The organism is Termitidicoccus mucosus, from assembly GCF_038725785.1.
GTDB classification, from domain to species: Bacteria; Verrucomicrobiota; Verrucomicrobiia; order Opitutales; family Opitutaceae; genus Termitidicoccus; species Termitidicoccus mucosus.
Map to the genome: position 1 here is coordinate 7703999 of NZ_CP109796.1, position 13791 is coordinate 7717789.

The following is a 13791-nucleotide window of genomic DNA, read 5'->3' on the forward strand; positions in this document are numbered from 1 at the left end:
AATGACCGCAATGCGGGGATTGCGGCCATAATTGGGTTTTACGTAAGCTGGATTGGTCCCTGGCGCAGGCATCGCTGCCTGCGCCACGAGGCCGCGCTTCGCGCATCAACACGGGCTGGCAACCCGTGCTACCGCCGCTTGCGCAAGTGGAGGGCGGCGCACACGGCGAGGGCGGCAAGGAATCCAACCGAAGGCGCGCCGCCACCGCCGCCGCCCGAACCACCGGGGGATTGACCGGGCGGAGGCGTGACAGACGAGGACGCGGGAGACTTGAGCGCGAGGGTCGTGACAGTGGCGGAGGCGTCGGGAGCGATGCGGCGGAGGGCGCCGTTGCCTGTATCCGCCACGTAGATACTGCCGTCCTCGGCGAGGGCGAGGGCGGACGGACTGGAGAAACGCGCCGCCGTGCCGCCGCCGTCCACAAAGCCGGGGGCGCCACCGACCAGCGTGCCCACGGTTCGTCCGTCGTCCGAGGTGATGAGGCGGATGCGCGAGTTGCCCGTGTCGGCCACATATACGTCGCCAGTTCCATCCACGATAAGATCGCCGGGAAAGCGGAAGGTGGACGCGCCCAGCGCGCCGCCGTCGGCGTCGCCGGCGACGCCCATTTGCCCGGCAAAGGTGCTCACGACTCCGCCACTCAGGTCAATGAGGCGGATGACGTGATTACCGGTGTCGGCCACGTAGAGGTAGCTGCCGGTCACATCGACGGCAACGCCTGCGGGCGAGTTGAATTGCGCCTCAAGCAAGGGACCGTTGGCAGTGCCCGACGTGGCGGATCCGGCCACGGTGCGCACCTCGCCCGAGGCGATGATTTTCTTGATCAAGTGGTTTCCAGTGTCGGCGATGTAGGTTTCGCCGGACGCCGCGTCGAATGCGGCGACGCCGGCCGCCGCCGCGAGGTCCGCGTCTGCACCGGCGGTGCCTGTGGTCGCGACCGTGCCGTCGGCGGTGGCGGAGCGCAGGAGATTGTTGCCGCTGTCTGCCACGATGAGCGCGCCGGCGTGGTTGATCGAGAGTCCGCGCGGACGGTTGAAGAGCGCGATGGTGCCGGTGCCGTCCGCCAGACCGGGCGAACCGGGATTGCCCGCGAACGTGGTGATGGTGCCCGAGGCAATGACTTGAATCGTGTGCAGTGCGATGTCGGAAACGTAGAGTTTGTAATTGGCGCTTCCCGAGGAGGCGACCACGCCCGCCGGCGCGGGCAGCACGCCGCTGTCGCCGGCATCGGGCTTGATGATGACTTGCCGGGTCGAACTTGTCCCGCCACTGGCCGTGGTGACACTGACGAGGCCGCCGGCGGTGCCCGAGGGAATCCTGACTGTTATCGCGGTGCCGGTGTTGGCAACTATCTCCGCCGCCACGCTGCCGATGGTCACGGTCGCGCCGGCGAGATTCTGGCCGGTGATGGTGACGAGGGCGCCGGGATGCACATTGAGCGGCAGGATGTTACTTATCGTCGGCGCGGGTGGTGGCGCGCCCGTGACGGCAAGCGTCTGGCTGGCGGTGACCGTGCCGCCGCCGGTCGTCACGACGATCGCGATGTTTTCGCCGAGCACGGCCTCCGGCACGGTGACGGTCAGCGAGGTAGCGCCGTCAGCGGTCACGGTGGCGGAGATGCCGCCGATGGCGACAGACGCGCCGGCCAGGTTCGCACCGGTGATGGCAATGCTTGAGCCGGGAGCGACGGCGAGCGGGAAAACGTCGCTGATCACCGGCTCAGGCAGCGTGACGGCAATCGTCTGCGCCGCGGTCACGGCGCCGCCCGCGGTGGAGACGACCACCGCACCGTCACCGCCGAACGCGCCGGCGGGAACGGTGACGGCGAGCGACGTGCCGGTGCTGGCGATAACCGCCGCTGCCGCGCCGCCGATGGTGACAGTCGCGTCGAAGAGGTTTTCGCCGGTGATGGTGACGCTGTCGCCGGGATGCGCGGCGAGCGGGGAAACGCCGGTCACGACCGGCGGCGCGGCGGAGCCGGTCAACACAAGCTCGTAGGCGAACTGCGCACCGGTTTCGGAAATGCCGGCAGTGGAGATTTCCATGCGCCAGACATTGGTGTCGCCGACACGGACGAGGGGATGCTCGCGGAGGCGGGCGCCGGTCATGTCCACGGCCCATGCGGTCCATCCGCCGGCAGGGAGCGTGAGGTCGAGGGTGGCGGAGCCGGCGCGGACGAGGTGCGGGAGCGAGCCCCAGGCGGTGAGTTGCTTGCGGTCGGCGGCGGCGAAGGTCATGCCGGTGGTGAGGGCGTCGGTGAGGTGGGTGACGAGGAGGCGGCGGGCGGCGGCGAGCGCGGGAGCGTCGGCGCCGGCGGCGATTTCGGAGGCGGTTTTCAGGGCGACGACGGAGACGGTGCCGAAGACGGAGCCGTTGGCGACGGTGACGCGGTCGCCGGCGAGGGTGGCGCCGGGGGCGAGGATGAAGTGTTCGCCGCGGGGGGTGACGGCGCGGAAGATGCCGGCGGCGGTATTGAGGGTGAGCTGGCCGGTTTCGCTGGCGGTGCCGTCGGCGCCGGCGGCGGGGAGGATGCCATCGTCACGGAGTTTGGTGACGAGACTGGTGCCGGCGACATAGGTTCTGGCAGCGGCGTTTTCGGCGAGACCGGCGGCGGAGCCGGTGACGGCGGCGGCGAGGCCGGGGTTGGCGGCGAGCACGGCGGCGGGGGCGCCGGGGAGCGAGCCGATACGGGCGACGAGGCCGACGTGGCGAAAGTTGTCGTCGAACTCGCGGCCGGGGTTGCCGCTGGAGTCGTTGGCGTAGGCTTCGGTGTCGGTGACGGCGTAGGCGACCGTGGTGGTGGCCGGGGCGATGTCGCCGCGCAGGAAGAGGAGCGCGCCGAGGCGGTCGCCGACGAGGCCGACGGGATCGTTGGCGATGGCGAAGTAGTTGTCGGCGGTGCCGGTGGTGGCGCCGGCGATGTCCTTTGCGTAGTCGAAATTATACATGGCGTCCCAGTCCTGAAGGCTGGCGTAGGCGGGCATGAGGAGGGGGCCCTCGGCGCGGTAGCGGTTGGGTCGGCAGAAGTGAAACTCGGTGCTGGTGAAGGGTTTTCCTAAAATGCGCGTGGGCATCATACGGGCGGGGTTATAGGCGCTGGTCGCGGTGGCGCTGGACTGGGAGAAGTTGATGGGCAGCGACCACGAGTTTACGGGGAAGCTGGGGTGGTCCCAGTAGAGGTGGCCGTCCACGTAGTCGTAGCGGGAGCGCAGGTCAACGAGCGCGGCGGCGACGGTGTTGTTGGCCGTGGTGATGAGTGCCTTGGAGCCGAGCGAGCGGATGTGGGTGGCCATGGCGTCGTTGGAGGCGCGGGCATTCTCAAAGACGAAGCGGTTCCAGTCGGCGCCTTTATAGGTGGTGCTGCCAGTCAGAGCGGTGTAGCGGGCCTTGAAGAGAGAGGAAACCTCGGTCGGGATGGCGTCGGAAACGCTGTCGCGATGCGGCGGGTTTTCGTTGACGGGGCAGATGCCGATGAGCGCGGGGTCGGCGGCCCAAGTCAGGCCGGTGTAGGGGTTGGCGTGGGTGAGGAGGTTGGTGGCGAAGTTTTTCCAGGATTCGAGCGCGGCGTCGGAGATGGCGAAGAGGCCTTTGCAGTTGTTCTTGGCGATGCTCGTGGTGATGCCGGGGCCGAAGGAGGCTGCCTCGGTCTCGCTGAAGCCGCGCGAACCGTAGAGGTCTATGTTGATGTAGATGCCCTGCTGCTTGAGGGCGTAAAAGAGATAGTCGAGTTTTTCGAGACGGGCGGTGTCGAGGTCCCAAGAGTCGCCGCCGGCGGAGATGCTGCTGCTGACCAGATACTCGTCGAAGAGGTGGAGGCGGACGGTGTTGTAGCCGGAGCGGGCAAGGCGCGCGGCAAGCTGGTCGGCCTGCGCGTGGGTGTTGAGGAAATTGGCCATCTGGACGATGTTGACGCCCCAGAAGCGGGCGCGCACGCCGGGGCGGTTTTCAAACTCGAAGTGGCCGGCGGCGGTGGCGTGGAGCGCGCCGTGTTTGCCGGCGGGGGCGTCGAGCAGGCCCTGTTGCGCGAAGTCGAAGACGCCACCCTCGGCGATATCGAGCGAGTGGGTGAGCGGCACCCAGCCGCCGTTTTCGGCGACGGTGGTGAAGGTGTCGTAATCGGGCGTGGGCGCGATGGTGATGGCGAGCGGAGCGGAGGTGGCGGGGTTGTGGTTTGCGTCGCCGGCCTTGGTGGCAGTGACGGTGATTTCGCCCGCGCCGGTGATGGTGACCTCGCCCTCCGCGGACACGGTGGCGACGGCGTCGGTGCCGGCGGTGCGCGCGAACGTGAGCGCGCCCGTGCCGGCGCCACCGGTGACGGCGAGCGTGAAGGGCGCGTCGGCGGCGGTTTTGCCGGTGACGGGCGTGATGACGAGCGCGGGCTGATCGGCTTTGGCGATGGTGATGGCGAGCGGGGCGGAGGTGGCGGCGGCGTAACGGGCGTCGGCGGTTTTCGAGGCGGTGACGGTGATGTCGCCAGCGCCGGTGATGGTGACGAGGCCGGCCTCGGAAACGGTGGCGGTGGCGTCGGTGCCGGCGGTGCGGGCGAACGTGAGCGCGCCCATGCCGGCACCGCCGGTGGCGGCAAGCTGGAACGCGGCATCGCCGTATTTCTTGCCGGTGACAGCGGTGACGACGAGGGCGGGCTGGGCGGCTTTTGTGATGGCGAGGGTTTGCGCGGCGGTGGTCGTGCCGGCGTCGGTGGTGACGGCGACGGCGACGGTGTCGCCGAGGACGCCTTCCGGCACGGTGACGGTGAGCGAGGTCGCGCTGCTGGCGGTCACGGTAGCGGCGACACCGCCGATGGTGACGGTGGTCACGGTCGCGCCGACGAGATTCGTGCCGGTGATGGTGATGCTGCCGCCGGGGTGGACGTCAGTCGGCGTGATGCCGGTAATGACCGGCGCGGGCGGCGGCACGGCCGTGATGGTCAGGGTCTGCGCGGCGGTGGTCGTGCCGCCGGCGGTGGTCACGGCGACGGCTTTGTTTTCACCGAGCACGCCCTCCGGCACAGTGACGGTGAGCGAGGTCGCGCCGGGAGCGGTGATGGTGGCGGCGACGCTGCCGATGGTCACGGTCGCGCCGTCGAGGTTCGCGCCGGTGATGGTGATGCTGCCGCCGGGGGCGACGGAAAGCGGCGTGATGCCGGTGACGACCGGCGGGGGTGGCGTCACGGTAAGTGCCTGGCTGGCGATGACGGTGCCGCCGGCAGTGGTGACGGCGACGGCGATGCCGGTGGCGACGGCGGTCTCCACGGGCACGGTGACGGTGATGGAGGAGCCGGTGTTTTCGGTAATGACCGCCTCCTCGCCGCCGATGGTGACGGTGGCATCATCGAGATTCGAGCCGGTGATGGTGACGTTGCCGCCGGGATAGACGGTGAGTGGGTAAATGCTGGCAATCGCCGGCGCGAGCAGCGTGACGGTGAGTGTCTGGTCGGCAGTGACGGTACCACCGGCGGTGGTCACGACGACGGAGACGGCGCCGCCGACCGCGCCGGACGCGGAGGGCACGGTGACGGTGATGCTCGTGGCGGTATTGGCGGTGACGGTGGCGGTGACGCCGCCGATGGTGACGGTGGCGTCATCGAGATTCGTGCCGGTGATGGTGATGCTGTCGCCGGGGTGGACGGCAGTCGGCGTGATGCCGGTGATGGCGGGCGCGGGCAGGCCGACGACGGAGGCCCAGGTTTTGCCGACGCGGATGGCGTCAACGACGTGGTAGCGGCCGGTGCCCGCGTCAGGGTTTATGGCGATGAGGTTGTTGGTGCGGACACGGATGCCGGTGATGGCTGTGGAGCCGCCGGAACCGGGGGAATAAGCGCGAGTGATGGTAGTGACGGAGGAGTTTTCGTCGGTGGTCTTGGGGTTGCGCCAGACTTGGGCGGTGCGGTAGGCGGTGCCATCCCAGCCGGTGTATTTGACGACAGCGAAGTAGGTCTGGCCGTAGGCGTGCGAGCCGACGCTGGAACCTCGGGCGTTGTTGACTTGGGGATGGAAGCCGCCACTGTAGCCGACGGCGACAGCGGTGTCGGTGGTGGCTTTGGCGGAGTCCTTGCCGAACCAGCAGAGGAGGTTATTGCCGGAGGAGAAGGTGGTGTCGTCGGTTTTGGAGAGGTCTTTTATCTTGTAAATGAAGCTGACGAAAAGGTCCGCGCCTTCGGCGGGGGCGGTGGCGAAGTCGCGTTGGAGGGCGGTGTCTTGATCGAAATTGTTGGCGGTGGCGGTGGAGGAAACGACGATGACGGAGCCGGCGGTGCCGCTGCCGAGGATGGTGCCGTTGTCGAGGGTATAGGAGATGAGGTCGGCGGGGTCGTGGGAGACGGTGACGGTAGTGGCGGCTTGGGTGGTCCAAGCGGCGACCCAGCCGGTGCCGCCGGCGGACTGGCTGGCGAGGGTGGAGCCGGGGGTATAGGAGTCGAAGTTGTCCTCGGCGATGAGGTCGGGATTGGAGGGGGTGGTTTTGATGGTGAGCTGCTGAAGGGCAACGAAGTCGCCGGCGAGGGTATCGAGGGCGATTCCGGCGGCGCCGAGAGGGGCGTCTTCGGGGACGGTGAAGGTGAGTTCGGCGTCGCTTTGGGCGGTGATGGCCGCGGGCTTGCCGCCGACGGCGAGGGTGACGATGCCGGAGAGGTTTTGGCCGGTGAGGGTGACGCTGTCGCCGGGGGCGGCGGTGGTCGTGGAGAAGCCGGTGACGGAGGGCACGGGCGGGAGCGCGGCGGCGGTCCACGCGGCGACGTGGGTGGTCTGGTTGGAGGAGGGCGCGGTGGCGGCGGTGACGGCGGCGCCGGCGGTGGCGCCGGCGGGGAAGAGGACTTTGGCGAAGGTGTTGTTGGCGCCGATGATTTCGGCGGGGATGCCGCCGATGGTGACGGCGGAGAGGCCGGCGAGGTTCGAGCCGGTGATGCTGACGATGTCGCCGGGGACGGGCACGGCATTTTCGCAATAGACCGCGGTGATGGCGGGGGCGGGCGGCGGGACCACGAGGCCGGCGGCCTGCCAGTCGGCGAGCACTTGGTTCGCGATGAGGTTGTGGCCGTGGGCGGTGGGGTGGACGTTGTCCCAGAAGAGGTAGTTGTTGGCGGCGGCGGTGGTGACGCCGTCGGCGGCGCACGAACTGGTGACGTTGGTGAAGCCGTGGGCGGCGGGGTCGGCGATGATGGCGTTGAAGGTGTCCCACGCGCTGAAGGTGCGGATGGTGATGCCGGGATTGGCGGCAGTCAGGCGCGCGATGGCGGCGGGCATTTTGGCGTTAAAAGCCGCGGCGGCCGATTGCATGATGTCGGCCAGGGTGCCTTTTAACGAGGAGAGCCCGTATTGGGTGGCATAATTTTCGACCGCCGGGGTCGCCCCGAGGTTGGGAAGGTCAATCCAATAAAACCGGGTCGCCCCGCTCGCGGCGAGCCGCTGGATTTGCGCCTCCATCCGGTCCGCCGCGGCCTCGGCCACCGCGACGATGGTTGTCTTGGCGGACGAGGGGCTCAGCAAGATGGAGAACGCGTTGTCCTGCACGGCGTGGCCGACATCGTTTCCGCCGCACCAGAGGACGTAGAGGTTTTGCAGCGAGGCGACATTGGAGTAGTCCGCGAGAAAATCGCCAACACGGCCGACCATGTCCGCCGTGGTGTGTCCGCCCTTGGCGTAGTTGGTGCCGATGCCGTCAACCTGATGGTTGCCGAGCGCGCCGTAGCCCGCCAGCGGCGAGAGCTGGGTTATCCAGGTGAGTTTCGGATACTCGGGCGTGGAAGCGGGGCCGGTGGAGGGGTTGTTGCCGGGGCCGCCGGAGGAGAGGGAGTCGCCAAAGACGACCACGCGCGGCACGTCGGCGGGCGCGGCGGTGACGCCCGTCGGCGCGCCGACCACATCCGCCCAACTGGTGCCGACGCGGAGCGCGTCAATGAGGAAGTGGCGCCCGCCGTTGCTGGCGAGGCCGGTGGTGCGCACGCGGATGCCGTTGAACGCGTCCGAGCCGCCGGCGGTGGCGGTTTTGGTGACGGCGACAGCGGTGCTGGCGGACGCCTCGTCGTTCGGCGTCGGGTTCAGCCAGACCTTGCACGCCTTGTAGGAAGCGCCGTCCCAGCCGGTGTATTTGACGACGAAAAGCATGTTTTGCCCGAAGACGAGCGGCGCGCTGACGGGCGAGGAGGTGAGCGAGGAGTTGTTGACGCGGGCGGTGGCCCTGCCGTTGGCGCCGATGACGCCCATCGTGTCAACGGCGTTGTCGTCGTCGGCATCCTTCGCGACCCAGCCGGTGAGGATGTTGCCGGAGGTGGGGATCTCGGCGCCGTCCGGCTCGGCGCCGTTGGAGTTTGCGGAGTGGATGCGGAAAACGAAGGAGAGGAAGACATCGGAGCCGTCGGTGACGGGCGTGGCAAGGGCGCGGGAGAGGACGGAGTTCACGTCGGCGCCGGTGATTTTGAGGGCGTTGCCGCCGCCGAGGACGACGCCGTTTGGCAACATATAGGTGACGGGCGCGGCGTCGTCGGCGACGGTCGCGCCGGCCTGCGCGGAGTAGGCGGCGCCCCAGCCGGTGCCGGCGTTGGCCCCGGAGAGCGCGCCGGCGGCGTAGGAGTCGAAGTCGTCGGTGGCGATGAGCGCGGCGCGGGCGGGGGCGAGGGCGCTGGCGAACGCGGCGAAGGCGATCGCGAGGGTGCTGATGGGGAGCGACGGGCGCCGTATGGCGTGCATGAGGAAGCAAAAGCAGTGCATGGCGGGGAAACGGTTGGGCGGGGACAATAGGAGGTTTTGACCGCCGGACATTTGCATCAAAGAATGGAGGGGGACAGAGAAACGAGTGCTTACATAAGATTTTCAAATGCTGCGGAGTTACCGGCGGGCTGGCGGGGACAACGCCCTTGCCCGGCACCGGAAGAGATGACCGGAATCTCAGCGGATTTTGCCGGTGTTTTCGGGGTTCGCTTGCGGCGTTCAGCACGCGCGCGCGGCGTGCAGCGCGGCGATCTGCCCGGCGGAGAGCGCCGTGTCATACACTGCCAGGCCGCCGATGCGGCCGACGAAATGATTGCCCATCTCGCCCGAGCGGAACACCGCGCCGACAGTGAAGTCCGAGCCGCCCGCGCCGCCGTCGTGGATCGCGCGCGGCCAGAAATACGGGCTGAGGCCGGGCCGGTAATCGAGCGCGCCGTCGAGATACACGCGCACCCAGTTGCGGTCGAACGTGAACGCCACCTGGTGCCACTCGCCGAACGTCACCGGCCGCGCGCCGATGCCGGCCTCCATGCAGTATTTGTAGCCGGGGCTGGGCCGGCCCGTAGCCGAGACGTGCCCGCACACGGAGTCGCGGCTGTCCCAGATGCCGAGGTCGAGGAACAGGCAATACTGGCGCGTGCCGCCGGTCTCGTTCCACATGCCGGCGACGGCCTCGCACTGGCGGAAACTTTTTCTCGCGCGCCAGACCCACGCGACGATCGAGAGCGGTCGCGCGCCGTGGAGGTTGAGCGCGGGGCAGTCGGCGCGCGGCAGGTTGAACCACTGGCCCTCGCGCAACTCCGCGCAAAAGGGGCCGCAGACGCCGTCGCCGGCGCGCGCGACCGGCCCCTCGCGTTCGGCCAGCGCGTAGGCGTGGCGCCCTTCGGAGACGCGGGCGGCGCCGGCGGGTTCCTGAAACAGCCAGCGGCAGACGGGCACAGGGGCGCCTGCGTCCGTGACCGCGGGACGGCGTTTTTCGGAGAAGGCGCGCAAGGGCAGTGCGGCGGCCCCGGCGGCAATGGCGGCGCGGGCAAGAAAATCGCGACGGAGCATCATGGTTGGGAGCGGTTCGTTATTCTTTCTTTCATGGTGCGCGCGGCGGAGAGCGAGGAGAAGGGCAGGGCGGGGCGCGGCGGCGTCAGCGCGCGAGTTCGTAGGCGAGCTGCGTGCCTTCGGGCGTGGTGGTCGCGAGGCGAATCGCGAGGGCGGCGGTGCCGTCGCCCTCGGTTTTGGCGAGCGGGATTTCTCGGGCGCGCGCGCCGGTGGCGTCAACGGCCCACGCGCGCCAGTTGCCGTCGCCGGCCTCGGCGAGGCGGAGCGTGAGGAGGGTCTCGCCGCGGCGGACGAGGTGCGGCCCCTGGCCCCAGTTTGAGATAAGCCTGCGGTCGGACTCGGCGAAGACCGCGCCGGCGGGGAGCGCGTCGGTGAGGTGCGTGACGAGGATGCGGCGGGCTCCGGCGAGGGGAAGGCCGTCGAGCGACACGACGCCGATGGCGACGTCGGCCGTGTTTTCCTCGATGGAAACGAGCCCGCCGGAAAGACGCGCGCCGGCGGGGACGACGAAGAGCGCGCTACGCGGGGTGACGACGCGCACCGAGCCCTCGTCGGCGCGGAGTTCGATTTCACCGGTGTCGCTGGTGAAGCGCGTGGCGTCGGCGTTGACGGAGCCGGCGGGCAGCGCGCCGTCGCGCTGGAGCAGGGCGGGGAGCGTGTCGTCGGCGAGGTAGGTTTTGGGCGGAAGCGGGTCGGGGTTTTCGAAGCGTTTGGTTTTCCAAGTGCTGTCGCCGGCGCCGATGACGGCGGCGGCGATGGCGTGCGGTTTCAAGTCACCGGCGCCGGCGCGGGTCAGGACATCGGCGGGCTGGCCGGTAAGCGAGCCGATGCGGGTGACGAGGCCGAGTTTGGTGAACGCGGCGGGATAGCGCAGCCACTGGTCGCTGAAGGCCTCCCCGGGCCGGGCGGCCCAGACGAGCGCGCCGCGCGCGGGCGCGATGTCGGCGCGGAGAAAGAGCAGCGCGCCCACGCGGTCGGCGACGAGGCCGACGGGATCGTTGGCGATGGCGAAATAATTGTCCACGCCGCCGTCGAGCGCGGACTCGCGGCTCATGGCGTATTGGAAATTATAGAGCGCGTCCCAGTCCTGCAGCCCGGCGTAGGCGGGCATGAGCACGGCACCTTCGTGGCGGTATTGGTTGGGGCGGCAGAAATTGAACTCGGTGACGGTAAAGGGCCGTCCGAAGACGCGCGTGGCGAAAAGTTTTCTCGGCACGGAGGCGGCGTCGGCGGTGGATTTTTTCTGGTGGAACTCGAACGGCGGCTGCCACGGGCGTCCGGGGAATTTCGGGTGGTCCCAGTAGGCGTGGTTGTCCACGTAGTCGTAGTGCTCGCGCAGGAAGCTCTCGCTTTGCGTGGTCTCGGAGTTCGAGCCGGTGAGGAGCGCCTTCACGCCGAGCGAGCGCAGGAAGGCGAAGATGCGGGCGTTGGAGGCGGCTTGCGTTTCGATGATGAAACGGTTCCACGCGGCGGAGCTGCGCAGGCCGGCCTCCTTTTCCGTGCCCGCGCCGGACTCGACAAAGGCTTTTTTGTAGAGCGCGAGGACGCCGGGATTGCTGATGCGGTTGAAAAGCTGGTCCTCGTTGACCGGGCAGATGCCGATGAGCGCGGGGTCTCCGGCCCAGGTCAGGCCGGTGTGGGGATTTTTGTGGGTGAGAAGATTTTTCGCATAAAGCGCCCAGGACTCGTAAGCGGCCTTCGAGACGGGCACGAGGCCCTTGTAGTTGTCGGCGGTGAGCCGGCTTTTCCCGCCGCGCGGAAACCCGAACGACGCGAGCTCCGCGTCGCTGAACGTGCGGCTGCTGAAGAGGTCGATGTTGATATAAATGCCGCGCTTTTTCATCGCGGCGAAGAGGTAGTCGAGCTGGTCGAGCTTCCGCGGATCGAGCTCCCACGAGTCGCCGCCCTTGCGCACGAGGTCGCGGTCGAAATGGTGAAGGCGCACGGTGTTGTAGCCGGAGCGGGCGAAGCGCTCCGCGAGGCGGTCGGCCTCGGTTTTAGAAAAATAATTGGCGGTGAACGTGAGGTTCGGCCCCCAGAAACGGACGCGCTCGCCGGGCCGGTTTTCGAACTCGAAATGCCCCGCGGGCGTGGCGCGCAGAGCGCCGTGTTTGCCGGCGGGGGCGTCGAGCAGGGCCGAGTAATCGAAGACGCCGCCGGGCGCGATCTCCACTGAGTGCGCGTAGGGCGCCCAGTCGGGACCGGCGACGACGGTGAATGTCGCCGCGCGCGCGGCGGCGATGGCGAGCGCGAGGAGGACAAGCGGCAGGGCGGGACGGAGCAGGCGTTTTTTTCTCATGGGCGGAAGGTTTGGGCTGGCGCGGGCGGGAGAACGAGAGCGAATCCATTTGGGCATTTTTCATCCGTTTGGACAACCGGCGGTTTGCTTACGTAAGGGCGCAGACACCGGGATTTTCCGGCGGCGGCGTCACCAGTCGTCGCTGCGGAAGGGGCAGGCGGGAAGTCCGTCCTGGTTGAACAGACCGGCGGCGGGCGCGTTGCGCCAGGCGTAGCGGACGGCGGCGGGGCGCGGCACGGCGGGCGAGGTCACGAGCACCGTGCCCTTCTCGATTTTCGCCTCGGCGGGATGGAATTTTTTGTCGGCGCCGGCGAGTTCAAAGCCCGACGGCGTCAGGCCGCGCGGGCTGGTGAGCGGACTGTCAGAGGGCTTGAAGGTCACGCGCATCGCGGGGCCCTCGGCGATGGCGGAGGCAAATTCGGGGCCGGTGTCAACGAGCGTTTTGAATCCGTAGGTGCGCTTGAGCGCGAGGAGTGCGAGGCGGCGGCCGACATCGTGCTTGTTGCGCGGGTGGATGTCGTTGACGTTGCCGATGTCGATGGTGACGGCCTGGCCGGTGTTGGGGAGGGAAAGCGTCGCGGTTTGCGCGCCGCGGAGGTCGGCGTATTCGGTGTTGCCGGCGCCGGAGCCGCGGTAGTTGGCGAGCTGCACCCAGTAGAAAGGGAGGTCGCTCTGCGCGAACTGCGCGCGCCAGCCGGTGATCATGGCGCTGAAAAGCGCGTGGTATTCGTGCGCGCGGTTGGTGTTGGAGCAGCCTTGATACCAGATGAAGCCGCGCAGCGCGCAGGGCACGTGCGGCGCGATCATGCCATTGAAGAGGCCGCCGGGCGTGGCCTGGTGGCCTGGACCCCAAGCCGTGCCGGGGCGGCGTTTCGTGAAGGGTTTCCCGGCGGCAGCCGCCGCGGCGCGTTCCTTTTCCCACGCGGTGAGGTTGGCGTCGGCGCGTTTTTTCGCCTCGGGATAGGCTTGGAGCGTCTCGGCCCAGCGGGTGTGAATGCCGGCGAAGGCGGGGCCGTTTTTCGCGTCGGTGGTGCCGGGCGGCATCCACGCCTCGACGCGGGTGCCGCCCCACGAGCAATTGATGACGCCCACCGGCACGCCGAGCGCGCGATGGAGGTCCAGAGCGAAATAATGGCCGACGCCGGTGGATTCGCCGACGGTTTCCGGCGTGACGGCCTCCCATTTTCCCATCGCGCGCGCATAGGGCGCGTCGGAGACTTTTTTGCCGTTTTTCCAATGCCGTACGAGCGGGGCGCGGGCGAAGGTGGTTTCGAATTTTCCGTAATCGGTGGCGCGGGTGACGCGCTCCATGTTGGACTGGCCGGCGGCGAGCCAGACCTCGCCGACCACCACGTCATTCACGGTGATCGCGTCCTTCGCGCCGGCGCTGGTGACGGTGAGCGCGCGCGAAACCGCCGAGGCCTCGAACGCCGGCAGGTCGGCGCGCCATTTGCCATCCGCGCCGGCGGTGGCCGTGGCGGTTTGCCTGCCGAAGGACACGGTGATCGTTTCCCCGGCGCCCGCCGTGCCCCAGACCGGCACCGGCTTCCCGCGCTGCAACACCGCGCCGTCGCGGAAGAGCGGCGCGAGCGTGATTGGCAGGCCGGCCGCTCCGCTCGAAACGGCGCAAAGCGCGCAACTGGCAATCACAGAGGCAAAGCGGATGAGGCGGGTTTTTATTAACATGGCTGGGCGGGCAGGGCTTTGGGTTTTTCCGATGGAGGCGGCACCCGC

General features: G+C 68.6%; 4 protein-coding genes. All 4 read right to left on the reverse strand.

Annotated elements, in window-relative coordinates; translation table 11 throughout:
- Positions 1-128 precede the first annotated feature (128 nt).
- Complete coding sequence (locus OH491_RS27005) at positions 129-8684, reverse strand: IPT/TIG domain-containing protein (RefSeq protein ID WP_145929079.1); 8556 nt, start codon at positions 8682-8684, stop codon at positions 129-131.
- 240 nt (positions 8685-8924) lie between these two features.
- Positions 8925-9761 carry a LamG domain-containing protein gene (locus OH491_RS27010; RefSeq protein ID WP_334319686.1) on the reverse strand — a complete coding sequence of 279 codons (837 nt, stop codon included), beginning with the start codon at positions 9759-9761 and terminating at the stop codon, positions 8925-8927.
- Between the two features lie 82 nt (positions 9762-9843).
- The gene (locus tag OH491_RS27015) at positions 9844-12057 is read right to left on the reverse strand and encodes a glycosyl hydrolase family 5 (protein ID WP_068772785.1); all 2214 of its coding nucleotides are present in this window, start codon (positions 12055-12057) and stop codon (positions 9844-9846) included.
- Between the two features lie 129 nt (positions 12058-12186).
- Positions 12187-13743 carry a sialate O-acetylesterase gene (locus OH491_RS27020; protein ID WP_068772784.1) on the reverse strand — a complete coding sequence of 519 codons (1557 nt, stop codon included), beginning with the start codon at positions 13741-13743 and terminating at the stop codon, positions 12187-12189.
- Positions 13744-13791: the final 48 nt, after the last annotated feature.

Bases quoted from the DNA above. Each gene is read 5' to 3' on its own strand.
- OH491_RS27005 (WP_145929079.1), bottom strand. From the start codon at position 8,684: ATGCACGCCATACGGCGCCCGTCGCTCCCCATCAGCACCCTCGCGATC.
- OH491_RS27010 (WP_334319686.1), bottom strand. From the start codon at position 9,761: ATGATGCTCCGTCGCGATTTTCTTGCCCGCGCCGCCATTGCCGCCGGG.
- OH491_RS27015 (WP_068772785.1), bottom strand. From the start codon at position 12,057: ATGAGAAAAAAACGCCTGCTCCGTCCCGCCCTGCCGCTTGTCCTCCTC.
- OH491_RS27020 (WP_068772784.1), bottom strand. From the start codon at position 13,743: ATGTTAATAAAAACCCGCCTCATCCGCTTTGCCTCTGTGATTGCCAGT.